The following is a 24,371-nucleotide window of genomic DNA, read 5'->3' on the forward strand; positions in this document are numbered from 1 at the left end:
CCCTCCTCGGATGTGGCGGGCCGGGGTGCAACCAGACTGCGTATGAGCAGGTCACACCCCGGACCCAAGCGCGGAGGATAGGGGATTTGAACCCCTGAGGGCTGTTAACCCAACCCGCGTTCCAGGCGAGCGCCATAGGCCACTAGGCGAATCCTCCGTCGGCAATCCTAACCGAAGGCGCAACCGGCTTTGTCCGGTGCGGCGGTGGACCGTCTGTACGCCTGGGGCCGCGGAGGCATCGGGCTCGGGGTACTACACTCGCCCGTGGACCCCGCGCGGCGTCCATCCTGTGAACTCCCCCAGGGCCGGAAGGCAGCAAGGGTCAATGGGCTCTGGCGGGTGCGCGGGGTCCCCTTCATCGATCATCCCGGTGGCATCCGGGTCCACGCTTGTGAAAGGCGCGCGGTGTCGTTCCATTCCCTCGGCCGCGACGATCTGCTCGCGCAGCACGAACTCCAGCAGCGCAACTACGCTGAGCTGCAGGCCAAACAGCTCAAATTGGACCTGACCCGCGGCAAGCCGTCGCCGGCGCAGCTGGATCTCGCAAACGCGCTGTTGGGCCTGCCCGGCAGCGATGACTACCGCGACCGTGACGGCACCGATACCCGCAACTACGGCGGCCTGAATGGACTGCCCGAACTGCGGGAGATCTTCGGGGAGCTGCTCGGTATCTCGGAGCAGAACCTGATCGCGGGCGACAACTCGAGCCTGGCCATGATGCACGACTGCATCGTGTTCTCGCTGCTGCAGGGGGGCGTGGATTCGGAGCGGCCCTGGCTAGCGGAAGCCGCTGGATCCGGAATCAAATTCCTGTGCCCGTCACCGGGCTACGACCGGCACTTCGCGATCACCGAATCGTTCGGGATCGAGATGATCCCGGTGCCGATGCGCGACGACGGCCCCGACGTCGACCTCGTCGAAGAACTGGTCGCCGCCGACCCGGCCATCAAAGGCATGTGGTGCGTACCGGTGTACTCCAACCCGACCGGCGCCACCTACTCCCTGGAGACCGTCCGCCGACTCGTCCAAATGCACACGGCCGCACCGGATTTCCGGCTGATGTGGGACAACGCCTACGCCGTCCACACGCTCACTCCCGATTTCATCCGGCAGGTCGACGTGCTGGGCCTGGCCGAGGTCGCGGGCAATCCGAACCGCCCGCTGGTATTCGCCTCGACCTCCAAGATCACGTTCGCCGGGGCCGGCGTGAGCTTCCTCGGCGGATCCGCCCGCAACATCGCCTGGTACACGCTGCACGCGGGGAAGAAGTCGATCGGCCCCGACAAGGTCAACCAGTTGCGGCACCTGCGGTTCTTCGGTGATGCCGAGGGAGTGCGGCAGCAGATGCAGCGACACCGGGAACTGATCGCCCCGAAATTCGCGCTCGTGGCCGAGGTCCTCGAAGACCGGTTGGCTGAATCGAAGATCGCGTCGTGGACCGACCCCAAGGGCGGCTACTTCGTCAGCCTCGACGTGTTGCCCGGTACCGCCAAGCGCACCATCGCCCTGGCCAAGCACGCCGGTATCGCGCTGACCGAGGCGGGTTCGGCGTTCCCGTACCGGAATGACCCGGAGGACAAGAACATTCGCATCGCCCCGACCTTCCCCTCGCTGTCCGAAGTGCACGAGGCGATCGATGGCGTGGCCACGTGTGCGCTGCTGGCGGCCACCGAGTCGCTGCTCGGATCCTGATAGTCCGACCCGATAGGTAGCCTGCACCCGTGGCTCTCTACCGCAAGTACCGCCCGGCAACCTTCGCCGAAGTCGTTGGGCAGGAGCATGTCACCGAGCCGCTCTCGACGGCGCTCACCGCGGGCCGGATCAACCACGCCTACCTGTTCTCCGGGCCGCGCGGCTGCGGTAAGACCTCATCAGCGCGGATCCTGGCCCGCTCGCTGAACTGCGAGCAGGGCCCCACGCCGACGCCATGCGGGGTGTGTGACTCATGCGTGGCGCTGGCCCCCAACGGGCCTGGCAACGTCGACGTCGTCGAACTCGACGCGGCCAGCCACGGCGGTGTCGACGACACTCGCGAACTCCGGGACCGGGCGTTCTATGCGCCTGCGCAGTCGCGCTACCGCATCTTCATCGTCGACGAAGCGCACATGGTCACCACAGCCGGGTTCAATGCGCTGCTCAAGATCGTCGAGGAGCCACCGGACCACCTGATCTTCGTGTTCGCCACCACCGAACCGGAGAAGGTGCTGCCGACCATCCGATCGCGTACCCACCACTACCCGTTCCGCCTGCTGGCCCCGCGCACCATGCGCCCGTTGCTCGAGCGCGTGTGTGGTGACGAAGGCGTGACCGTGGATGACGCCGTCTACCCGCTGGTCATTCGCGCGGGCGGCGGCTCGCCCCGCGACACCCTGTCGGTGCTCGACCAGCTGCTGGCCGGGGCCGAGGGCAACCGGATCACCTACCAGCGGGCGTTGGCGCTGCTCGGCGCCACCGACATGGCGTTGATCGACGACGCCGTCGAGGCGCTGGCCGCCGGTGACGCCGCGGCTTTGTTCGGGGCCGTTGAAGCGGTGATCGACGCCGGTCACGACCCGCGCCGGTTCGCCACCGACCTGCTGGAACGCTTCCGCGACCTGATCGTGCTGCAGGCCGTGCCCGACGCCCCGGCCCGCGGCGTCGTCGACGCGCCCGACGACGTGCTGGACCGCATGCGCGAGCAGGCGGCCCAGCTCGGATCGGCGACGTTGACGCGCTACGCCGAGGTGGTCCATGCCGGGCTGGGGGAGATGCGCGGCGCCACCGCGCCCCGGCTGCTGCTCGAAGTGGTGTGTGCGCGGCTGCTGCTGCCGTCGGCACACGACACCGAATCGGCGTTGCTGCAGCGCATCGAACGCATCGAAAACCGGTTGGACATGTCCATCCCGGCCGGTGAGGCTCAGGTATCGGAGGGTGAGCCGGCCAAGACCTACACCCGGCGCAGCCGGGGGGCGGCCGCCCCGCCGCCGGAGCCGGAGCCGGTCCCCGACCCGGCGCCTGCCGCTGCGGCGCAGGCGCCCGAGCCTGATCGCGAGCCCGAACCGGTCCCCGAGCCGGCGCCGGTCGAGGTGGCACACGCACCGGAACCAGAGGTGCCCGCGCCGTCGATCGTGCCGGGCGTGTTGGACACCACGGCCGTGCGCAACGCGTGGGTGGAGATCCGGGCCAAGGTGCGTGCGCGCAGCAAGACTCTCGACGCGATGATCAACGACATGACAGTGCTCGCGCTGGATGGCAATACACTTGTGCTCTCGCATGTTTCACCTCAGCTGGCGAAGCGGGTCATCGAGCCGCACAACGCCGAGGTCATCCGGGAAGCACTCAAGGATGCGTTGGGTGTCGACTGGCAGATCCGATGCGAAGCGGGTAACCGCGAAGCACCCGCTCGAGTTGCACCACGTGCCACCAAGGCGCCACCAAAGGTTCCGGCCCGGGTGGCTCGTTCCATTCCCGAAGCCGACCTGGCGCCCCCGCCGGAACCGCCGTCCCCGGAAGACGAGGAAGAAGAGCTGCTCGCCGAGGCCGGGCAGAGCGAGGCCGGGCCTCGCCGCGACCCCGAGGAAGTCGCGTTGGAACTCCTGCAGAACGAACTGGGTGCGCGCAAGATCGAGGGCTAGGGTCCGTTAGCGCACCAGCAGGGTGTCCACCAGCACGTACACGGCGACGGCGAACACCAGATAGGCAAACCAGCGTTGCAGACGCCGGGTGTCGGCCTTGGTACCGAGATGCCCGGCGATCAACGACCCGACGATCGCAGTTCCTACGAACGCGGCGGTGATCGCCCAGTCGATGCTGGTACCGCTCATATGGGAGATGACACCTGCCACCGAATTCGCGACGATGATGAGCAGCGACGTACCGATAGCGATGGGTATCTCGACACCGAGCATCAACACCAGGGCCGGGATGATCAGGAAACCACCGCCGACGCCGAAGAGTCCGGTGAGCAGACCGACGAGGAATCCCGCGGGGATGGATCTCGGCGCGCAGCGACGCCAGTTGATTCCCGAATCGCCCACCTGGCACGCGGTGCCCGTTCCGCCGTTGCTTCTCAGCATCCGGAATCCGGCCAGCAACATGACGATGGCGAAGCCGATCATGAGCGTCGACTGCGGCAGATGCCGACCGATGGCGCTGCCGAGGAAGGTGGTCGGAATACCCACCGCCGCGAAGACAGCGGCTAATCGCCACTGGACTTGGCCGGCAAGGATTTTCGGCAACGCACCCACCGCCGAAGCTATGCCCACGACCAGCAGGGACATCGGAATCGCCTGCTCGATACCGAGTCCCAGCACATAGACCAGGGCCGGTACCGCCAGGATAGATCCGCCACCACCGAGCAGGCCCAGCAGGACACCGAGCAGCGCCCCGAGCAAGAGGGCAACCAGGATGCTCATGCGAGTACGCTCATCGCCGCATCATGCGGTGATAGGACGGACGACTCATGCCCGCGTCTAGGACACATCGCTGGACAACACATGAATTCTCCTGCGCCGTTCGTGAATCTATGCCAGGCCCTTGAGCATGAGATTCCAGTACATGAACGGAAGTCCGTACTTCTTCAGGTACCAGTACGCCCGGTGCGGTGTCGTCGGATTAAGCAGTGGGAACGAGGGCGCCAACTGCAGGTCGTAGTCGAATTCGGCGAGCAGCATCGCGTGCGACGAGGTGACGATCGGGCAGGACGAATATCCGTTGTACGACGCGAGCAGTGGTTTGCCCGCAAGGAAGGAGTCGATGTTGTCGACCACGACCGGGGCCTGCTTGCGGATCGCGGCGCCGGTCTTCGAGTTCGGCGATGAACCGGCGTCACCGAGGCTGAACACATTCGGGTAACGCACGTGCTGCATGGTGTGCTTGTCGATGTCGACGTAACCCGCGGCGTCGCCGGTCGACAGTGGACTGGATTTGATCCAGTCCGGGGCAGACTGCTGCGGTACGGCGTGCACCATGTCGTAGGGCAACATGGCGTCGGTCCCACCGGCAGCGACGCTGGAGACCTCGACCTTCCGCGAGGCCGCATCGATGGACGTCACCTCGGAGTTGCTGTGCAAGGTGATCCCGTAATCGGCTATCACCTTGTCGAGGCTGTCTGCGATCGCCGGAATACCGAACGGGCGTGGTCCGGGCATCACCAGGTGGACGTCGATGTTCTTGAGAACCCCCTGCGAACGCCAGTAATCACTGGCCAGGTAGGCGATCTTCTGTGGTGCGCCAGCACATTTGATGGCGCCTGAAGGAACGGTGAAGACCGCGGTGCCCGAACGGAGGTTCCGGATGAACTCCCATGTCCTCGGTGCCAGGTCGAACCGGTAGTTCGACGAAACCCCGCTGCGGCCCAGGGTGTCCTCGAGCCCGTTCGTCCGGTTCCAATCCAGTTGGATGCCTGGACAAACCACCAGCGCATCGTATTCGTACGTGGTGCCGTCGGCACACGTCACCGTGTTGCTGTCAGGGTCAATGGCGCTGGCGAAATTGCGGATCCAGGTTGCCCCCTTGGGCATCACCGACGACTCGGACCGTGCGGTCGTCGTGGCCTTCGCCTGGCCGCCGCCGACGAGTGTCCACAACGGCTGGTAGTAGTGCGTGCCGGACGGCTCGATGATTGCGACATCGGAATAGCCTTTGCGAAGCATCCGCGCTGCGACGGTGATCCCGGCGGTTCCACCGCCGATGATCAGGATCTGATGTTTGGCTTTGATGGTCATGGTGATTCCTCTGCTATTCGTGGTCAGGCGTTCTGGTGCGCTTCGTCCCAGGCGCCGAAACCACCCAGGATGTCACTGACATCGGTGAAGCCGTTGTGCCGCAGCAGGCTCGCCGCGACCGACGACCGATAGCCGCCCGCACAGAACACGACGGTCGGTTTGGTGGGGTCGAGCTCGCTGAGCCGAGAAGGCAGCTGCCCCACCGGGATCGGGGTTGCACCCGGGATAGAGCCGGCCTCGACTTCGGCCGGGTTCCGGACGTCGACGATCTGCAGATCCTTGACTTGCGCGACCCGTTCGTCGAATACCTTGGCAGTCAACCGAGATGCCACCGAAACATCGTCTTGGTGGGCGAACATCGTCTGGTACGGGTTGGCGACATAGCCGATGACGCGGTCGAAGCCGATTCTGCCGAGCCGGTTCTTGGCCTCCAGTTCCTGACCGGGCTCGGTGAACAGGACGATGTCGACATCTGATCTGAGCACCGATCCGGCGAATTCGGCGTAACGGCCCGCGAGCCCGATGTTGATCGACTGTCGCAGGTGGCCCAGCGCGAACTCCTCCGGGGTCCTTCCGTCCACCAGGATGGCGCCACGCTCGATCGCCGCGCGGACCTCCTCGTAGGTCATCGCGATCGGAGCTTTGGTCTCGTCCAGCAGTTCTCGATCCTTGCGGTTGAGGATCGCGTCGTAGACGAAGTAGCCGGGCGCCGGTGGCTGGCCCTCGGTGACGAGCTTCATGAAGGTCGCCTTGTCGGGTGCCCGCAACGCGTAATTCGTTGCTTTCTGTTCCCCGATGGTCGACCACAGATCTGTCGATAGGTTCTTGCCGCACGCCGAACCCGCGCCGTGCGCGGGATATACGCGGGTGGAGTCGGGCAGCGTCATCAGCTTGTCGTGCAGTGAGTCATAGAGCTTGTCCGCCAGTTCATCCCGGGTGAAGCCGATCGAGGCCAGCAGGTCGGGGCGGCCCACATCACCGATGAACAGCGCGTCGCCGGTCATCACCCCGTAGGGCACCTCGTCGTCGGCGTGCTCGTAGACCACCACGCTCAGGGATTCCGGGGTGTGCCCGGGCGTATGCCGGAACTCCAGGGTCACATCGCCCAACGAGTACCGCTCGCCGTCGGCGACGCCGACCGACTCGAACTCGGTTTCCGCGACAGAGGAATAGACGATCTTGGCACCCGTGGCTTTTGCCAACTCCAGGTGGCCGGACAGGAAATCCGCGTGGAAATGTGTCTCGATGACGAGTTCGATGGTCAGGCCGTTGTCCCTGGCGTCGTCCACGTACTCTGACACATCCCGTTGTGGATCGATAACCACTGCGCGGCCGGTGTTTTCGTCACCAATCAGATATGACGCATGCGACAGGCAGTCCAGATAGTACTGCTGAAAAAACATCCTGCTCCTCCTCGTTACGGCTGGGGCTCAGCTCATTCTTAGATACCCCTGTAGGTATGTCAACCTACCCCAGGGGGTATTCTATTTCACAGTTGACAATACGACTGGGGGTATATATACCATGGCACGGACCATACCCCACGCCGTATCTCGGATTGAGGGTCTTCCGTCACCGTTTCCCGCGAAAGGATCGTCAGCATGACCGTCGCCACGACCATCTCCGCCCAGGATCTCCACGAGCGCCTCCGATCTGGCCACGATCTGCGTGTCCTGGACGTGCGGACACCCGCGGAATTCGAGACGGCTCACATTGCCGGCGCGTACAACGTCCCACTCGACCTCTTACGCGAGCACCGCAGCGAGATCGCCGCGCACCTCGACGAAGATGTGATCCTGGTCTGCCGGTCTGGCGCACGAGCAACGCAGGCCGACGAGGCGCTCCGCGCCGCGGGGTTGTCCAATGTCCACATCCTCGACGGTGGTATCACCGCGTGGTCTGCCAATGGACTTGACGTCGTCGAGGGCAAACAGCGCTGGGATCTGGAACGCCAGGTACGCCTGGTGGCCGGCTCCCTGGTCTTGACGAGCATCCTGACCAGTGTGTTCGTTCCCAAGGCCAAGTGGTTGGCCGGGGCGATCGGCGCGGGCCTGAGCGTGGCCGCGGTTACCGACACCTGTGCGATGGGGATGGCTCTGGCGAAACTGCCCTACAACCGCGTCCCAAATGCCGACGCCAAGACAGTGGTCGCACAACTCATCGGATCGTGATCCGATGACTCCGATGACGGGGTACCCGTGGGGATATACCCCCATGGGTACCCCGTTATCAGGTCAAAGAGAAGGATGTGAACCATGGATTGCGACGACGAAAGCATTGCCGCGGTATTGAATCGGCTGCGGCGCGCGCAGGGCCAGTTGGCCGGCGTTATCGCGATGATCGAGGCGGGTCGTGACTGCAAGGACGTGGTCACCCAGCTTGCCGCGGTGTCCCGCGCACTGGACCGGGCCGGCTTCAAGATTGTGGCCAACGGACTGCGCGAGTGCATCACCGGGCGGACCTCCGACGGGGCCGCTCCGATGACCGAGGCCGAGTTGGAGAAATTGTTCCTGGCACTCGCATGAGCCTGCGCGGCCGCTGCCCGTTACGCGTGCCACCATGGTCGCAGCGGCAGGCCGCCGTCATTACCGTGCTCGTCCAGCTTGACTGCCAGAATCTGGTGCAGCTGAATGATATTGGTCTCGAAGCCCAGTCGTGATCCAGCCATGTACAGGCCCCACACCTTCGCGGTGGGCAGCCCGACCTCCGCCACCGCCTCGTCCCAGTGCTCGACGAGGTTGGCGCACCAATCGCGCAGGGTCATCGCATAGTGATGGCGCAGGTTCTCCTCGTGCAGCACCTCGAGGCCGACGTTCTGGACCTCGGTGATGATCCGGCCGGAGCCCGTGAGCTCACCGTCCGGGAACACGTAACGGTCGATGAACCCACCCGCCGTGGCACCCGACCGGTTGTCGTGGCGGGTGATGCAGTGGTTGAGCAGCAGTGCGCCGACACGCATCCTGGACTGCAGGAAATTGAAGTACGACGGATAGTTGTGCACGCCGATGTGTTCGGTCAGACCGATCGACGACACCGCGTCGAAGCCGGACTCGGTGACATCGCGATAGTCGCCGTGGCGTACCTCGGCGAGATCGCCGAGTCCTTCCCTCTCGATCGCCTGCTGCGCCCAGGCGGCCTGTTCGCGCGACAGCGTCACACCGATGGCCCGCACGCCGTGGCGGGCCGCGTAGCGAACCATGGCACCCCAGCCGCAGCCCACGTCGAGCAGGCGATCGCCGGGTTGCAGCCGCAGTTTGTCGAACACCAGCCGATACTTGTTCTCCTGCGCCTGTTCCAGGGTGGCGTCAGGGTCCGGATAACAGGCGCACGTGTAGGTCATCGACGAGCCGAGCACCCACTCGTAGAACGTATTGGACACGTCGTAGTGGTGGTGGATGGCCTCGGCGTCGCGAACCCGGCTGTGCCGCAACCCTTCCACCATACGGCGCCAGCGCGGCAGGGCCTCCTGCGGCGGCGGAGCGATCGGTTTCAGGTGTTCGATGCCGATCGAGCGGACGATGTGGGCCAGCACCCGGGCCGGTGGACGCTTGAAATCCATTTTCTCGGCCAGCGCGCACAGCAACGGGTACGGATCGCCGGGGTGCACGCCGTATGGTTCCAGATCGCCTGACACGTAGGCCCGCGCCAGCCCGAGATCGCCGGGCGCGGTGGCGAGGTAGGTGGTGCCGCGCGGGGTCTTGAGGTCGAGTCCGAGCGCGGCGTCCTCAGGGCCGGCGGCGCTGCCGTCGTAGGCGGTGAATTTCAGTGGAAGCTGTCCCGCGGCGAAGATCTCCAGGATCTCGGCCAGCGTGAGTTTGTTCGCCTGAGCGTGCGTCGAATTATCCCTGAATGTTGTCATTGCCGTTGCACCGCTTTCGAATACAGATCAAGTAGACGTGAATCGGGATCGTAGGTTTTCTTGACCGTCTTATAAGCTTCCCCGCCGTATAGTGCGTCAAACTCGTCACGCGTATAGAACGCGTCCGAATACAGCGATTTATGTCCGTCGAGTTGGCTGACCTTGCGTTCGATAAGCCGGTTGGTGTGCCCGGCTACGGGCCCGGCCGGGACGGACGACCAGAATCCGATGTTGACGTAGGTGTGGTGTGGGTGAAGCGGATAGAGCGGCCATGTTCCGGCGGTTTTCGGATCGTCGCGTAATCGCAGCGGGCACAGCCAGATTGGCTCGATCGGGATGTTGTCGAGAAACCATTTGAGGAACAGTCCGCAGTGCTCCAAAGGCACCTCGATGTCCTGTACCACCCGTTCCCGGGGCGGGCGCCCGTTGCGCTTCTCGATCCGGTCGGCGATGTTGAACCGCTGGTCATAGCCGATGAGCTTCCAGTAGAAGCTGCTGCGGCGGTAGCGGCGCGGCCACAGTCGCCGAATCGTCGGATTCTGTGCGCCGAACGCCCGTGAGCACCAGAACCAGTCGGTATCCCACCGCCACAGATAGTCGTGGATGGTCAGCCGGTCATGTTTCTCCGCGCCATTCTCACCGTCATGCTGTATCGACCGGTAGTAGACGTGGTTACCGGTGTAATCGCTGACGGGCCCCGCTGTGGTCGTCTTAATGCCCACGCACAGGTAGCTTTCGTCGGCGCTGAACACCACGCCGTCGAGGTAATCGACCTTCTCGCCGTGCAGACCGCCGGTTTCGATGATGCGGTCCATCGCTGCGACCAGATCGTCCAAGTCGTGAAAACGCAGGTGGCGCAGCGCGACGAACGGCTTCACGGGTTCCAGCTCTATGCGTAGGCGAGTCGAATAGCCAAGCGTTCCATAGGAGTTGGGGAACGAGCGGTACAGATCGGCGTGTTCGGTCGGAGACGCGGTGACGATTTCGCCTGTGCCGGTGAGGATGTCCAGCTCCAGCACGGATTCGTGCGGTAGCCCGTTGCGGAACGACGTCGACTCGATCCCCAGACCGGTGACCGCGCCGCCGAGGGTGATGGTCTTGAGCTGCGGCACCACCAACGGCGCCAGCCCGTGCGGCAGCGTCGCGTCCACCAGATCTTCGTACGTGCACATGCCTGCCACGTCTGCCGTCGATGCCTGCACATCAACAGCGATGACATTCGTCAAACCCGATGTGTCCAGGCCTTTGCCGGCGTGCCGGTCACGGGCGCGGAACAGGTTCGATGTGGGTTTGGCAAGGCGAACCGTATCGGTGGGCTTTATGGCGCGATAGCTGTCGAGAAGCCGCTGTACGCCGGCAGCGTGGACAGTCTGTGCGTCAGTCGGAACAACAGACACACATATACGCTAGTCGGCGGTTGCACTCGATGCGACTCGGAGTAGCGCGGTTATCAGACCGCGACGTCATTGATACAAGGAGTATTCGCCGATGGGACAGGTCAGCGCGGTCAGCACCGTTTTGATCAACGCCGAACCCGCCGCTGTGTTCGCTGCGATCGCCGACTACCAGACGGTGCGGCCCAAGATTCTTTCCTCGCACTACAGCGGTTACCAGGTCCTCGAAGGGGGCCAGGGTGCGGGCACCGTCGCCACCTGGAAACTGCAGGCGACGAAATCGCGGGTGCGCGACGTCAAGGCGACTGTCGACGTGGCGGGGCACACCGTCATCGAGAAGGACGCCAACTCGTCGATGGTGATCAACTGGACCGTTGCCCCGGCTGGGACCGGGTCGTCGGTCAACCTCAAGACCACCTGGACCGGAGCCGGTGGCGTGGGCGGCTTTTTCGAGAAGACGTTCGCCCCGTTGGGCCTGCGCAAGATCCAGGACGAGGTGCTGGCCAACCTCAAGAAGGAAGTAGAGGGCAGCTAGCTAACGCGCCGACGCCACCTGCTGCGAACCGAGGAACCCGGTGATCCCGCGGACGATGGCGTCGGCGTATTTCTGCCTGCCCTCCGGTGACTTCATCAGCGACGAGTCGACCGGGTTCTTCATGTTGCCGCACTCGACGAGGATCGACGGGTACTGAGCAAGGTTGAGCCCGGCGATGTCCGACCGCCCATCCAGACCGCCCGACCCGATGTAGGTGGCCGGCGGGATGCCCGAGCCGGCGATCTGATCGCGCATGATCTTCGCGAACTGCACCGACGGCCCGGCCTGGGCGGCATTGAGCGGCGGCGAGGAGTACAGCACGTGGAAGCCGCGGCCGTTCGCGGGGCCGCCGTCGGCATGGATGGCCACGATGGCATTGGGGTGCACCGCGTTGGCCATCGCCGCGCGCTCGTCGACGCACGGGCCCAGCGACGTGTCGTCGCCGCGCGTCATCGCGGTCCGCACCCCGAGGGCGGTCAGCGCGGCCCGGACGCGCAGCGTCGTGTCCCAGTTGAAGGTGTGTTCGGGGTAGCCGTCATCGGTCGACGTGCCACTGGCCTGGCAGTCCTTGGTGCCGCCGCGTCCGGTCGGCACCTGTTTGCTGATCGAGGCGTCGTTGGCGCCGTTGTGACCGGGATCGAGGAAGACGATCATCCCGGCGATGTTGGCGGGCGCGGCATGGGCTGTGGGTGTGGCGGCCACCGTCGCGACAGCAATGAGCACGCTGCTGGCAACCGCGGTGCCGACACGCAGGCAGGCTGGGACTCGCACGGGCGTCACCGTAGCCCGGGCGCCGTCTACGCTGGAAGCTCAAACCGCCGCGCTCGAGCGGAGAGCAACCAAGTCGAGACCAAGACGCAACCAACACGGCAAGGGGACCTGTCATGCAACCCGGAGGCACACCCGACATGTCGGCACTGCTCGCACAGGCACAGCAGATGCAGCAGCAGCTGATGGACGCTCAAGAGGCGATGACCAAAGCCGAGGTCGAAGGCCAGGCCGGCGGGGGACTGGTCCGGGTCACCGTCAAGGGCAGCGGAGAGGTCGTCGCAGTGTCGATCGATCCCAGGGTCATCGATCCGTCCGATCCGGAGACCCTGCAGGATCTCATCGTCGGTGCGCTGGCCGACGCATCGGCACAGGTGCAGCAGATGGCGCAGAGCCGGCTGGGCCCGCTGGCCGGCGGGTTGAGCGGCCTCGGCATTCCGGGACTGTAGGTAGCACGGAGTGTTTGAAGGCCCTGTCCAGGATCTGATCGACGAGCTGGGCAAGCTGCCCGGCATCGGGCCGAAGAGCGCGCAGCGGATCGCGTTTCATCTGCTGAGTGTCGAGCCGCCGGACATCGACCGGTTGACTGCGGTGCTGGGCCGGGTCCGCGACGGGGTCACGTTCTGCGAGGTGTGCGGCAACGTGTCCGACGCGGAACGCTGCCGGATCTGCAGCGATCCCCGGCGTGACGCGTCGCTGGTGTGTGTCGTCGAGGAGCCCAAGGACGTGCAGGCCGTGGAGCGCACGCGCGAGTTCCGGGGCCGCTACCACGTACTCGGCGGGGCACTGGACCCATTGTCGGGAGTGGGTCCTGACCAGTTGCGCATCCGTGAGCTGTTGAACCGGATCGGTGAACGCGTCGACGGTGTCGACGTCGCCGAAGTGATCATCGCCACAGATCCCAACACCGAGGGCGAGGCCACCGCCACGTACCTGGTGCGGATGCTGCGCGATATCCCGGGTCTGACCGTCACCCGTATCGCGTCGGGCCTGCCGATGGGCGGGGATTTGGAATTTGCCGACGAACTCACGCTGGGCCGCGCGCTTGCCGGTCGCCGCGCCATGGTCTGATTTCCGTTTTGCAGTGAGTGGCCAGTTATTACACGGGTTTTCGGAATTGGCGTGTAACAAGTGGCCATTCGACGGCTGATTCAGCTCGCGCGCTAGGCCCGCCGCTGCGCCGCGAGCCGCTCGCGGCGCAGCATTTGCACCTCGGGCAAATCCAATGGAGGCAATTCTCCGACCACCCGTGACAACAGATGGTCGGCCAGTTCAGGATTGCGGGCCAGGCATGGTCCGTGCAGATAGGTGGCCACCACGCTGCCCTGTACGGCCCCGTCGTAGCCATCGCCGGCCCGGTTGCCCGCACCCTTGGTGACGGCCGCAAGCGGCCGGGCATCGGGGCCGAGAACTGTTCCACCGCGGTGATTTTCGAAACCGGTCAGCGGCTGCGTCAGCCCCGCCAGCAAGGGTTTCGAGGCCACCTCGCCGATGGTTCGGGCCTCTTGTGGCGACGTGGTGACATCCAACAGGCCGACGCCCTCGACGCGCTCGCCGGCCGACGTCTCATACCAGTGCCCGAGCACCTGGATCGCCGCGCAGATCGCCAGTACCGGAGTTCCCCGCGAAACCGCTTGTTGCAGGCCGGGATACCGAATCAGATGCTTGGTGGCCAGGCGCTGCGCGTAATCCTCGGCGCCACCGAGAGTGTAGAGGTCACACGAGTTGGGAACGGGCTCGGTCAGGGTGATCTCCACGATCTCGGCATCGATGCCACGCAGCAGCAGCCGCTGTCGCAGCACCACCGCATTGCCGCTGTCTCCGTACGTGCCCATCACATCGGGGAGCACGAGCCCGATGCTGACCGTTGAATTGCTCCTCGTATGCGCGCCTGTCAACGTGTGCTCCTCGCGTGCGCGCCTGTCAAACATATGCTCCTCGCGTGCGCAGTCATGAGATCCGCCGATTCAGTTGCAGGAACGCGGTGTAGTTCGCGATCACCTCGACATGCCCTGGCGGACACGAGTCGATCGCGGCGACCGTGTCATGCACGAGCGAGTGTTCGACACCGGCGTAGCCGAGGCGCACCGCGAGATCGGTGCCCCGCTCGCCCGCCGCGACGACGACGCGTGACCGTGCCGTGTCTCCGACAAATTGCTCGAACCGCACATCCCACAGCCACGACAGATCCTCGCCGTCGGGCACCTGCCCGTTGACCGCGATCACCACCCCGGCGCCCCGTTGGTCGACCATCGACAAGGCCTCTTGCCATCCGGCGGGGTTCTTGGCCAGCAGGATCCGTGCGGTGTGCGAGCCCACCTGCACGGTGCGGTACCGGCCGGCCACCTCGTCGACGCCGGAGACTGCCGCCACCGCGGCAGCGGGGTCGGCACCCAGGGTGACCGCTGCCGCGACGGCCTGGGTGGCGTTGCCGCGGTTGACTGCTCCGGGCAGCGCCAGCGCCATCGGCAGGACCAGCCCGTCGGGGCCATAGATGTGGGTGTCGTCGAACCACCACTGCGGGCTGGGGCGCTTGAAGTCGGTTCCGGTGGAGTACCACGCCCGGCTCTCTCCGCTGTCACGGACGATGATCTCGCCCGACCGCGGGCAGCTGACCGAGTCGCCGGCCCAGCTGCCGCCGGCTGCCACCCACACCACGTTGGGGCTGTCGTAAGCGGCCGAGGTCATCAGGACGTCATCACAGTTGGCCACGATCACCGCGTCGGGGTGCCGGGACAGGCCGCCCCGCAGCGTGCGTTCGATGTGGTTGATCTCACCGACCCGGTCCAGCTGGTCTCGGGACAGGTTGAGCAGCACGATCACCGACGGGTCCACCGCATCCGAGACGTGCGGGACGTGCATCTCGTCGACCTCGAGCGCGGCCAGGTTGGCAGTGCGCGCGCCCGCCAGGGCCGCCACCAGCCCGGCATCCATGTTGGCGCCCTCTGAGTTGCTGGCCACCGGACCCACGGTGGCCAGCGCAGCCGCGATCATTCGCGTGGTGGTCGACTTGCCGTTGGTGCCGGTCACGACCACAGTGCGACGGCCCTGGCCCAGCTGCCGCAGGATCGTCCGGTCCAGCGTCATTGCGACCAGGCCGCCGATCATTGCGCCTGCGCCTCGGCCGCTCACCCGCGACGCCCAGCGTGCAGATGCTCCGGCCGCGAGTGCGGTACGTCCGCGCAGGGTCAGCATTCCGGCGATTTTAGGTGCACGACACGCTGCCCTGCCGACTGAGGTTGTCGGACTTGCGTGCCATCCTGGCGACTATGAGCACCGCACCGCCATTGACGGCCCGGCCCTCGTGGGGCCGACCGGCAGCTGAGCCGGGCGCGGGCTGGGCCGTCGTCGACGTGGAGACCACGGGATTCCGGCCTGGGCAGGCACGCATCGTCAGCGTGGCCGCACTGGCGGTCAGCGACGACGGCAATATCGAGCGCAGCGTCGCCACCCTGCTCAATCCCGGTGTCGATCCGGGCCCCACCCATGTGCACGGGCTGACTGCGGAGATGTTGGAAGGGCAGCCCTGTTTCGGTGATGTCGTCGACCAACTCGGCGACGTGCTGCGTGGGCGCACCCTGGTGGCACACAACGTGGGCTTCGACTATGGCTTTCTGACCGCCGAGGCCGAGCTGGTCGGCGCGGAACTCCCAGTCGACAGTGTGATGTGCACGGTCGAGCTGGCTCGTCGTCTGGACCTGGGCACCGAGAACCTGCGGTTGGAGACGTTGGCAGCACACTGGGGAGTCAGCCAGGTGCGCCCGCACGATGCGCTCGACGACGCCCAGGTGCTCGCCCAGATCCTCAAACCCACCCTGGCCCGGGCCCGGGACCGCAAGGTGTGGTTGCCGCTGCGTGAAGTCAGCCGCCGGCGCTGGCCCAACGGCCAGGTCACCCACGAAGAGTTGCGGCCACTGAAGGTTATGGCGCCACGGCTGCCGTGCCTATACGCCAACCCGGGCGTATACGTGCCCGGCCGGCCGCTGGTGCAGGGCATGCAGGTGGCATTGTCAGCCGAGGTGGCCCGCACCCACGAAGAGCTGATCGAACGCATTCTGCACGCGGGTCTGGCCTACGCCGAGGCCGTCGACCAGCAGACCTCGGTAGTGCTGTGCAACGAGCCCGCTCCGGAATCCGGAAAGGGTTACCACGCCAAGGAACTCGGTGTTCCCCTCGTCACCGATGACGACTTCATGAATATGTTGGACGACGTGATCGGCGGCGCCATGGTCGAAGAGTTCTCTGACACCGCCCCGGTGGGCGACCAGTTCACCTTGTTCTGATCACCCACCGGTCCTGACAGTCAGCGGAGTGCCTTGGCCTTCAACATCTCGTACTCGTCGGCGGTGATGGTGCCTGCATCGAGCAGGGCCTTCGCATCGGCGATCTCATCTGCCGGTGTACGCCTGGCGGCCTCACGGATGTAGGCGTCGGTCTCCTGTTTGGCAGCCGCGGCGGCGGTGGCGGAGCGCTGGGCCATCCCCTTACCGCGCGCAATCAGATATATGAATGCGGTAAGCCACGGGAAGATGATCAGGAAGATCACCCAGATCGCCTTAACCCAGCCGGAGGTCTGATGGTCACGCCAGAGCAGGTCGCCGAGAATCTGGAACAGCACGAGCAAGTAAGCGATCCAGGCGAAGATGATCAGGAAGTGCCAGAGAAAATCCCACGTCGATCCCCAGTCCACGGGTTACTCCTTGAGTTGTTGGATGCGTAGCTGATCTACGCGTCCGTCAGTTAACCACGTGGGGCACGGTTCACGACGGCAACGGTGGCCTGACGTGATGCAGTCGTGATCGACGTCACGGAGTGCCGTAGCGGCGCAGCCACTGCCGCAGGATGACCGCAAGACCCGTGCTCCCGGTGTCGAACAGACCGAAGTCGATGTCAGAAGGCATGCGCTGTGGTCGGTGGCCGGGCCGGAACTTCACCCGCAGTCGGGTGGCGGTGCCGCCCAGCAACAGCGGCACCTCGACCGCGTGCACGCTCTCGACGTCCGCCCACGCCCATCTGTCGCGACCGAATTCAAAACCCTTGCTGTGCAATCGAAGTCCAGGTCGAAGGAGGATACGGGCACGGCGATATGCGGCATGGCCGGTCCATCCGGCCAGAAACAGCAGGAGCACCGCGAGGCCGACCGTGAGCGAGGTGGAAGTGTCGGGGAGCGGTCCAGCAGCACCAGCGGAAAGTTGAGCACTATCACGACAAAGACCAACACCGGGCCTGCTGCGCCGGCCGCCGCCTGACCCCGCCGAACCGGAAGTATGAGTTCGTCGGCGTCTGGTGCGCCGCAGAGTTCCGGGCGGATCTCGTGGCCGAGCGCCAGGAAGTTCAGGTCCGCGTCGAGGTTGCGCCACGCGTCGGCTTCGAGCGGGTGCACCTCGATAGCGGGGTGCGGCGCCCATCGTCACGAACACCGCGCAGCCGACCAATCGGAATGTCAGATTGGTCGGCACCGCAGGCAAGACCAACTCGTCCACTGGCGGGCCAGAACGAGGTCGGATGTGGCCCGGGTCAGCCCCGCGCCGCCCGGTTCACAGCGGACACGACGGCCCGCAGTGACGCAGTCGTGATCGACGTCGCGATACCGACGCCCCACACGGTCTTCCCGCCGATCGACGTCTCCACATAGGCCGCGGCCTGTGCTTCCTCACCGGAGGACATCGCGTGCTCGGAGTAGTCCAGCACGTTGACGTCGTAGCCGACGGCACCCAGGGCGTCGACGAATGCCGCCAGCGGACCGTTGCCGGCGCCGACGATTTCGCGCTCCTCGCCGTTGATCTTCACGATCGCGGTGATGGTGTCGGTGCCGCCGTCGACCTCGGCCGCGGTGACCTTCTGGCGGATCCGCTCCAGCGGCGTGATCGGCGCCAGGTACTCGTCGGAGAAGACGTCCCACATCTCCTTCGGCGACACCTCGCCACCCTCGCCGTCGGTCAGCTTCTGGATCTCGCGGCTGAACTCGATCTGCAGCCGGCGAGGCAGCACCAGCCCGTGATCGGCCTTCATGATGTAGGCGACGCCGCCCTTGCCGGACTGCGAGTTCACCCGGATGACGGCCTCGTAGGTCCGGCCCACATCCTTGGGGTCGATCGGCAGGTACGGCACCTGCCACAGGATGTCGTCCATGTCTTTGTCGGCGGCATCGGCATCGAATTTCATCTGGTCCAGGCCCTTGTTGATGGCGTCCTGGTGGCTGCCCGAGAACGCGGTGTACACCAGATCACCGCCGTAGGGGTGGCGCTCGTGCACAGGCAGCTGGTTGCAGTACTCCACGGTCCGACGGATCTCGTCGATGTTGGAGAAGTCGATCTGCGGATCCACGCCGCGGGAGAACAGGTTCATGCCCAGCGTCACCAGGCAGACGTTGCCGGTCCGCTCACCGTTGCCGAACAGGCAGCCCTCGATCCGGTCGGCACCGGCCTGGTAGCCCAATTCTGCTGCGGCAACGGCGGTTCCGCGGTCGTTGTGTGGATGCAGGCTCAGGATGATGCTGTCCCGCGGGGTCAGGTGCCGGTTCATCCACTCGATCGAGTCGGCGTAGACGTTGGGGGTGGCCATCTCGACGGTGGCGGGCAGGTTGACGATCAGCGGCCATTCCGGCGTGGGCTGGATCACCGCGGCGACTGCGTTGCAGACGTCGACGGCGTATTCCAGTTCGGTACCGGTGTAGGACTCCGGAGAGTACTCGTACCGCCACAGCGTGCCGGGATACTTCTTGGCTTCTTCGACACACATGCGGGCACCGTCGGTGGCGATTTTCTTGACGGCGTCGCGGTCGGCGCGGAACACCACGCGACGCTGCAGGATCGAGGTGGAGTTGTAGAAGTGCACGATGACGCGCGGCGCGCCGGCGCAGGCCTCGAAGGTGCGTGCGATCAGCTCGGGCCGGCACTGCGTCAGCACCTGGATGGTGACGTCCTCGGGAACGGCGCCCTGCTCGATGATCTCGCGGACGAAGTCGTAGTCGGTCTGGCTGGCCGATGGGAAGCCGACCTCGATCTCCTTGTAGCCCATGCGGACCAGCAGGTCGAACATCCGGCGCTTGCGCTCCGGGCTCATCGGGTCGATCAGGGCCTGGTTGCCGTCGCGCAGGTCGACCGCACACCACATCGGGGCGTGCCCGATCACCTTGTCCGGCCAGGTGCGGTCAAACGGAACATTCGCTGTGCCAAATGCCGGGCTTCCGCCCGGGACCTCGTGGGCGAAGGTGCGGTACCGGCTGACCGGCATCGCGGATCCGCGCTGGGTGTTCCAGGAAGGCTGACCGTCCCGGCGAGAACCGGACGGTGTGGTGATGGTGCGTACCGAGGTATAGGCGTCGACAGAAATTTCGGGGGTGGTCATGATGTCTGCTCCGGGAGTTGAAAGGGAACTCGACCGGCGCATCGCCAAACACCCGCGACGGGAAGCCGGTCTGGTCAGACCCCGTCGCGGCGGCTGAGGAGGAGCACCCGCTGCACGCGTACACAATAGCGCGCCCGCGGCCGGGCGCCCAAACCAGCGTCCGGCTCGGGCTTCGAGCTCCGACAGTTCGTCGTCCTCGTCGTGTCTGGATTGTCTGCCACGGCGGCACCGGGTTCGCGGGCCGGCACGGCGCGGAATCGGTCAGACCTGCGAATCCGGGAACGCGATGACCGACAGGAACTGGATCGGCAGCTCGACCAGATCGACAGGTCCGTGCGCGCCTTCGCCGTCGATCTGCAGTGCGTCGCCGGGGTACATCCGGTACACCGAGCGGCTGTGGCCGTAATCCATCACGCCTTCGAGCATGTAAATGAACTCGGTGCCCGGATGCTGGAACAACGGGTAGGTCTGGCTCTTCTCGGTCAACGTCACGTGCAGGCACTCGAGCCGTTTGTGCTCCCCGCGCAACGAGCTCAGCAACTGGTATTTGTGGCCGGCGCGGGTGCCCTCACGCACGATCTGCGCACCCGTGCCTGCCTTGACGAACGCGGCCGGACGTTCCACGTCCGCACCCCGGAACAAGCTCGTCACCGGAACGTCCAGGCCCTTCGCCAACAACGTCAGGGTGGAGAGGCTGCACGACGTTTGGGCGTTCTCGATCTTGGACAGCATGGCCTTGGATATACCGACCCGGGTAGCCATGTCGGCGACCGTCAGGCCGTGCTGCTGACGGAGCTGACGCACATTGCGCCCGATCGCGGCCTCGACCTCCAGCTCGTCGGTCGAGGCGTGCGGATCGCGGTCACGCGCTGTGCCGGACTGGTTGCGGAGTAGCGGAATGTCGCTCATTTGCCGTCCCCCGAATCCAGCTCGTGCCCGCCACGGAACCCGCGCCATGGCGGCTGCTTCGATGGTAATCGTGACCAGGCTCTGGGGTTCCGGATAGCACACGCGGGCCTTCCCGAAGGGCCGCGTGACGGTGTGGCCGTACGGCATCGCGACCTTTGACGAATCGAACATCTCCTCAACTGTCTACGCCGGAGATGCCAACGGGCAGTTCCAACCTGCGGAACCGTTCAGCTTCTTGGCTGTACCCTGAGCGCCCCACCAGAGGGTGCTCCGCCCGGGGGAGGAAAACCAGCTGCGCGTCTCCCTTATCCTTGATGCGACTCATTCCCGCATTTTCGAAGGGCAGACAGTGGCGCTCGTCGTACAGAAATACGGCGGATCTTCGGTCTCAGATGCCGACCGGATCCGTCGCGTCGCCGAGCGCATCGTGGAGACCAAGAAGGCCGGCAACGACGTCGTCGTGGTCGTCTCCGCGATGGGCGATACCACCGATGATTTGCTGGACCTGGCCCGCCAGGTCTCACCCGCGCCACCACCACGTGAGATGGACATGCTGCTCACCGCGGGTGAACGGATCTCCAATGCGTTGGTCGCGATGGCTATCGAGTCCCTGGGTGCGCAGGCCCGCTCATTCACTGGCTCGCAGGCCGGCGTGATCACCACGGGCACCCACGGCAATGCCAAGATCATCGACGTCACACCCGGCCGGCTGCGCGACGCGCTGGACGAGGGGCAGATCGTGCTGGTCGCCGGTTTCCAGGGGGTCAGCCAGGACAGCAAGGACGTCACCACTCTGGGTCGTGGCGGCTCCGACACCACCGCCGTCGCGCTGGCCGCCGCGCTGCACGCCGACGTGTGTGAGATCTACACCGACGTCGACGGCATCTTCACCGCGGATCCGCGCATCGTGCCCAACGCCCGGCACCTCGACGCCGTCGCCTTCGAGGAGATGCTCGAGATGGCGGCCTGCGGTGCAAAGGTGCTCATGCTGCGTTGTGTCGAATACGCGCGTCGCTACAACGTGCCCATCCATGTCCGCTCGTCGTACTCCGACAAACCGGGCACCATCGTCAAAGGATCGATCGAGGACATCCCCATGGAAGACGCCATCCTGACCGGAGTAGCCCACGACCGCAGCGAGGCCAAGGTCACGGTGGTCGGGTTGCCCGACGTGCCGGGCTATGCCGCCAAGGTGTTCCGCGCGGTCGCCGAGGCCGACGTAAACATCGACATGGTGCTGCAGAACATCTCCAAGATCGAGGACGGCAAGACCGACATCACCTTCACGTGCGCCCGGGACAACGGCCCCGGTGCGGTGGAGAAGCTCACCGCACTCAAGGACGAGATCGGGTTCAGCCAGGTCCTCTACGACGATCACATCGGCAAGGTGTCGCTGATCGGTGCGGGCATGCGCAGCCATCCCGGCGTGACCGCCACGTTCTGCGAGGCGCTGGCCGAGGTCGGCGTCAACATCGACCTGATCTCCACCTCCGAGATCCGGATCTCGGTGCTGGTCAAGGACACCGAGCTGGACAAGGCCGTCGCGGCCCTGCATGAGGCATTCGACCTCGGCAGCGACGACGAAGCCGTGGTCTACGGCGGAACGGGACGCTGAGATGGTTTCGATCGGTGTAGTCGGCGCGACCGGCCAGGTCGGGCAGGTCATGCGCACCCTGCTCGAGGAGCGGAACTTTCCCGCCACCTCTGTGCGGTTCTTCGCTTCTGCGCGATCGGAGGGCAAGAAGCTGACCTTCCGCGGCCAGGAGATCGAGGTCGAGAACAGCGAGACCGCCGACCCGTCCGGGCTGGACATCGCGCTGTTCTCCGCGGGCGCGACGATGTCGCGCGTGCAGGCGCCGCGGTTCGCCGCGGCCGGTGCCGTTGTCGTCGACAATTCGTCGGCCTGGCGCAAGGATCCCGAGGTGCCCTTGGTGGTGTCCGAGGTCAACTTTGAAAGGGATGTCGCCACCCGTGCCCGGTCTCTCTCAAAAGGCATCATCGCCAACCCCAACTGCACCACCATGGCCGCGATGCCGGTGCTCAAGGTCCTGCACGAAGAGGCGGGCCTGACGCGGCTGATCGTCTCCAGCTACCAGGCCGTGTCGGGCAGTGGCCTGGCCGGTGTCCAGGAACTCGCCACGCAGACCCGCGCTGTGGTCGACGGCGCCGAGGCTCTGGTGCACGCCGGCTCGGCTGTGGCGTTCCCAGAGCCTGTGAAATACGTTGCGCCGATTGCATTCAACGTGATTCCGTTGGCCGGCTCTCTGGTCGATGACGGCTCGGGGGAAACCGACGAGGACCAGAAGCTGCGCAACGAGAGCCGCAAGATCCTGGGTATCCCCGACCTGCTGGTATCGGGTACGTGCGTGCGGGTGCCGGTTTTCACCGGGCACTCGCTGTCGATCAATGCCGAGTTCGCCCGACCGCTTTCGGTCGAACGCGCCCGGCAACTCTTGGCCGCTGCCCCCGGTGTCAAGCTGGTCGACGTACCGACGCCACTGGCTGCCGCCGGTATCGATGAATCACTCGTCGGTCGGATCCGCCAAGATCCGGGTGTACCCGACGGGCGTGGTCTCGCACTCTTCGTCTCGGGCGACAATCTTCGAAAAGGTGCGGCGCTCAACACTATTCAGATCGCCGAGCTGCTGGCTGCCGAGCTCTGACCAGCGGGGTGTCCACAGCGCTCCGGTTCGCCGCGGCGGCGGTGATCGCCGCTGCGGTGTGGCAGGCGCCCTCGGCCCATGCCGATCCGCCCTCGCCCTCCTCTGATCCGGTGCTGCCGCCACTGGCTCCCGGTCAGGTGCAGCGGATCGGTCCCGCAGCCGGAACAGGAACGCCCACGGGGGATTACGGCATCGGGGCGACCGATCTGTGTGAGTTCATGGAATTCCCCAGCCGCGTGCTGCAGGTGTGCGGTGACAGCTTCGCCGGCCAGGCCGTGGGTTTCGGTGGTTGGTACTCACCCGTCGCGTTGCATGTGGACCCGGATTCGGTCGACGACCCCACGGGGGTCCGCTACGACGGCGTCACCGGCGGCGGCGTCGGCAAGCCGCTGCTCGCCGACAAGACGCCGCCGGGCAGTTCTCAGTTGCCGGCCGGTGTGGTCTCGATCAACCGGGACAACTACCTGATGGTGAGCACCACGCACAACCTCGTGCCGCAGAACTCCAGACTGGTGAAAGCCGATGCCTCACAGGGGAATTGGCCTACCGTACCCGGTTCAGTGCGGCCCGCGAGCTATCAGGGCGGCGGGCAGTCGCAGATCAGCGGCTACTACGACCCCGTCCCGACACCCGAGTCGCAGACCGGCTGGGTGTACATCGTGGCCAACAACTTCGACCGCAGCGGACCGGTGTTCCTGTACCGGTCCACACCGCAGACGTTCACCGACCGGGCCGGCTGGCAGGGCTGGTCGCCCAAAGGCGGCTGGGGCAAGCCGCCGACCGCGCTGTGGCCCGACCGGATCGGCGAGATGAGCATCAGGCAGATCGACGGCAAGCCCGTGCTGTCGTACTTCAACGCCAGCACCGGCAACATGGAGGTGCGGGTCGCCTACGACCCGACCGGCCTCGGTACGGCACCTGTGACCACGGTGGTGTTCGGAGGCGGTGACTGGCCGGACCCCGCAGACGCGTTACCGCCGCCGGAGGACAACCGGCTGGCCCAGCCGTATGGGGGCTACATTTCGCCGGGATCGACGCTCGACGAGGTGCGGGTGTTCATCAGCCAGTGGAACACCACCCCAGGCGGCGGCGCGCCGTACCGCGTCATCCAGTACGCCGTGAACCCGATAAAGCCCTGGTGAGCATTCACAGCCAATTCATAGCCGATTCATGATCGGCGCTTCGATG

The 24,371-nt window shown here is 65.5% G+C and carries 23 protein-coding genes, 1 tRNA gene and 1 other RNA gene; 12 read left to right on the top strand and 13 right to left on the bottom strand.

All coding sequences use genetic code 11. The features are described 5' to 3' along the window. Positions 1–71: 71 nt before the first annotated feature. Positions 72–157, bottom strand: a tRNA-Ser gene (locus tag B133_RS0119305). A gap of 106 nt (positions 158–263) precedes the next feature. Here B133_RS0119305 and ffs point away from each other — a divergent pair. The 3 genes from ffs (at position 264) to B133_RS0119315 (ending at position 3,614) form a co-directional block, all read left to right on the top strand. Further along, positions 264–358: signal recognition particle sRNA small type (gene ffs / locus B133_RS23910), an RNA gene on the top strand. 47 nt (positions 359–405) lie between these two features. Then, positions 406–1,692, top strand: a complete 1,287-nt coding sequence (locus B133_RS0119310) for an aminotransferase class I/II-fold pyridoxal phosphate-dependent enzyme (RefSeq protein WP_026256642.1) — start codon at positions 406–408, stop codon at positions 1,690–1,692. 29 nt (positions 1,693–1,721) lie between these two features. Continuing rightward, positions 1,722–3,614 (top strand): DNA polymerase III subunits gamma/tau, encoded by a 1,893-nt coding sequence (locus tag B133_RS0119315; RefSeq protein WP_018603392.1) that lies wholly within the window; start codon positions 1,722–1,724, stop codon positions 3,612–3,614. 6 nt (positions 3,615–3,620) lie between these two features. Here B133_RS0119315 and B133_RS0119320 read toward each other — a convergent pair whose 3' ends face one another. The 3 genes from B133_RS0119320 to B133_RS0119330 all read right to left on the bottom strand — a co-directional run bounded on the left by B133_RS0119320 (position 3,621) and on the right by B133_RS0119330 (position 7,108). Next, positions 3,621–4,394, bottom strand: coding sequence for a sulfite exporter TauE/SafE family protein (locus B133_RS0119320; RefSeq protein WP_018603393.1), 774 nt, complete (start codon positions 4,392–4,394; stop codon positions 3,621–3,623). 108 nt (positions 4,395–4,502) lie between these two features. Then, positions 4,503–5,705, bottom strand: coding sequence for an FAD/NAD(P)-binding oxidoreductase (locus tag B133_RS0119325; protein WP_018603394.1), 1,203 nt, complete (start codon positions 5,703–5,705; stop codon positions 4,503–4,505). A gap of 23 nt (positions 5,706–5,728) precedes the next feature. Next, positions 5,729–7,108, bottom strand: coding sequence for a rhodanese-like domain-containing protein (locus B133_RS0119330; protein WP_018603397.1), 1,380 nt, complete (start codon positions 7,106–7,108; stop codon positions 5,729–5,731). Between the two features lie 198 nt (positions 7,109–7,306). Between B133_RS0119330 and B133_RS0119335 the strand changes: the two genes are divergently transcribed. Together B133_RS0119335 and B133_RS0119340 are read left to right on the top strand one after the other, a co-directional pair. Next, on the top strand, positions 7,307–7,876 hold the full coding sequence (locus tag B133_RS0119335; RefSeq protein WP_018603398.1) for a rhodanese-like domain-containing protein: 570 nt from the start codon (positions 7,307–7,309) through the stop codon (positions 7,874–7,876). An 84-nt stretch (positions 7,877–7,960) separates the two neighbouring features. Then, on the top strand, positions 7,961–8,230 hold the full coding sequence (locus B133_RS0119340) for a metal-sensitive transcriptional regulator (RefSeq protein ID WP_018603400.1): 270 nt from the start codon (positions 7,961–7,963) through the stop codon (positions 8,228–8,230). 20 nt (positions 8,231–8,250) lie between these two features. Here B133_RS0119340 and B133_RS0119345 read toward each other — a convergent pair whose 3' ends face one another. Continuing rightward, a complete protein-coding gene (locus tag B133_RS0119345) occupies positions 8,251–9,564 on the bottom strand; it encodes a class I SAM-dependent methyltransferase (protein WP_018603401.1) in 1,314 nt (437 codons plus the stop codon). Beyond that, the gene (locus B133_RS0119350; RefSeq protein WP_018603402.1) at positions 9,561–10,961 is read right to left on the bottom strand and encodes an FAD-binding oxidoreductase; all 1,401 of its coding nucleotides are present in this window, start codon (positions 10,959–10,961) and stop codon (positions 9,561–9,563) included. Before B133_RS0119350 ends, B133_RS0119345 begins: the two co-directional genes overlap by 4 nt. Before the next feature lie 91 nt (positions 10,962–11,052). Here B133_RS0119350 and B133_RS0119355 point away from each other — a divergent pair, with 91 nt between their 5' ends. Further along, positions 11,053–11,493 (top strand): SRPBCC family protein, encoded by a 441-nt coding sequence (locus B133_RS0119355; RefSeq protein ID WP_018603403.1) that lies wholly within the window; start codon positions 11,053–11,055, stop codon positions 11,491–11,493. Here B133_RS0119355 and B133_RS0119360 read toward each other — a convergent pair whose 3' ends face one another. Next, positions 11,494–12,264, bottom strand: coding sequence for an Rv3717 family N-acetylmuramoyl-L-alanine amidase (locus B133_RS0119360; protein WP_018603404.1), 771 nt, complete (start codon positions 12,262–12,264; stop codon positions 11,494–11,496). Between the two features lie 113 nt (positions 12,265–12,377). Here B133_RS0119360 and B133_RS0119365 point away from each other — a divergent pair, with 113 nt between their 5' ends. Further along, positions 12,378–12,710, top strand: a complete 333-nt coding sequence (locus B133_RS0119365; protein WP_026256643.1) for a YbaB/EbfC family nucleoid-associated protein — start codon at positions 12,378–12,380, stop codon at positions 12,708–12,710. Positions 12,711–12,720: 10 nt separating this feature from the next. Further along, a complete protein-coding gene (gene recR / locus B133_RS0119370; RefSeq protein ID WP_018603406.1) occupies positions 12,721–13,332 on the top strand; it encodes a recombination mediator RecR in 612 nt (203 codons plus the stop codon). A gap of 92 nt (positions 13,333–13,424) precedes the next feature. Here the strand turns inward: recR and B133_RS0119375 are convergent, their stop codons facing one another. Continuing rightward, on the bottom strand, positions 13,425–14,159 hold the full coding sequence (locus B133_RS0119375; protein ID WP_026256644.1) for a glutamine amidotransferase: 735 nt from the start codon (positions 14,157–14,159) through the stop codon (positions 13,425–13,427). 52 nt (positions 14,160–14,211) lie between these two features. Then, positions 14,212–15,456 (bottom strand): Mur ligase family protein, encoded by a 1,245-nt coding sequence (locus B133_RS0119380; RefSeq protein ID WP_018603408.1) that lies wholly within the window; start codon positions 15,454–15,456, stop codon positions 14,212–14,214. A 74-nt stretch (positions 15,457–15,530) separates the two neighbouring features. On the opposite strand from B133_RS0119380, the gene B133_RS0119385 reads away from it, so the two are divergent. Next, positions 15,531–16,544, top strand: coding sequence for a DEDDh family exonuclease (locus tag B133_RS0119385; RefSeq protein WP_018603409.1), 1,014 nt, complete (start codon positions 15,531–15,533; stop codon positions 16,542–16,544). Positions 16,545–16,564: 20 nt separating this feature from the next. Here the strand turns inward: B133_RS0119385 and B133_RS0119390 are convergent, their stop codons facing one another. The 4 genes from B133_RS0119390 to B133_RS0119405 all read right to left on the bottom strand — a co-directional run bounded on the left by B133_RS0119390 (position 16,565) and on the right by B133_RS0119405 (position 20,520). Next, the gene (locus B133_RS0119390; RefSeq protein WP_018603410.1) at positions 16,565–16,951 is read right to left on the bottom strand and encodes an SHOCT domain-containing protein; all 387 of its coding nucleotides are present in this window, start codon (positions 16,949–16,951) and stop codon (positions 16,565–16,567) included. Positions 16,952–17,066: 115 nt separating this feature from the next. Next, positions 17,067–17,249: a hypothetical protein gene (locus tag B133_RS24515; RefSeq protein WP_157625919.1), complete on the bottom strand. Its 183-nt coding sequence runs from the start codon at positions 17,247–17,249 to the stop codon at positions 17,067–17,069. 529 nt (positions 17,250–17,778) lie between these two features. Next, positions 17,779–19,611, bottom strand: coding sequence for a 2-isopropylmalate synthase (leuA, locus tag B133_RS0119400; RefSeq protein WP_018603412.1), 1,833 nt, complete (start codon positions 19,609–19,611; stop codon positions 17,779–17,781). A 261-nt stretch (positions 19,612–19,872) separates the two neighbouring features. Next, positions 19,873–20,520, bottom strand: coding sequence for an XRE family transcriptional regulator (locus tag B133_RS0119405; RefSeq protein ID WP_026256645.1), 648 nt, complete (start codon positions 20,518–20,520; stop codon positions 19,873–19,875). A 349-nt stretch (positions 20,521–20,869) separates the two neighbouring features. On the opposite strand from B133_RS0119405, the gene B133_RS0119410 reads away from it, so the two are divergent. Genes B133_RS0119410 through B133_RS0119420 form a run of 3 tightly spaced genes read left to right on the top strand, consistent with a single transcriptional unit; the run spans position 20,870 to position 24,325 of the window. Beyond that, on the top strand, positions 20,870–22,135 hold the full coding sequence (locus tag B133_RS0119410; protein ID WP_018603414.1) for an aspartate kinase: 1,266 nt from the start codon (positions 20,870–20,872) through the stop codon (positions 22,133–22,135). Between the two features lies 1 nt (position 22,136). Further along, positions 22,137–23,183: an aspartate-semialdehyde dehydrogenase gene (locus B133_RS0119415; protein WP_018603415.1), complete on the top strand. Its 1,047-nt coding sequence runs from the start codon at positions 22,137–22,139 to the stop codon at positions 23,181–23,183. 41 nt (positions 23,184–23,224) lie between these two features. Further along, the gene (locus B133_RS0119420) at positions 23,225–24,325 is read left to right on the top strand and encodes a DUF4185 domain-containing protein (RefSeq protein ID WP_232423378.1); all 1,101 of its coding nucleotides are present in this window, start codon (positions 23,225–23,227) and stop codon (positions 24,323–24,325) included. Positions 24,326–24,371 lie beyond the last annotated feature (46 nt).

Origin of the sequence: Mycobacterium sp. 155 (assembly GCF_000373905.1) — a bacterium.
Lineage (GTDB): Bacteria > Actinomycetota > Actinomycetes > Mycobacteriales > Mycobacteriaceae > Mycobacterium.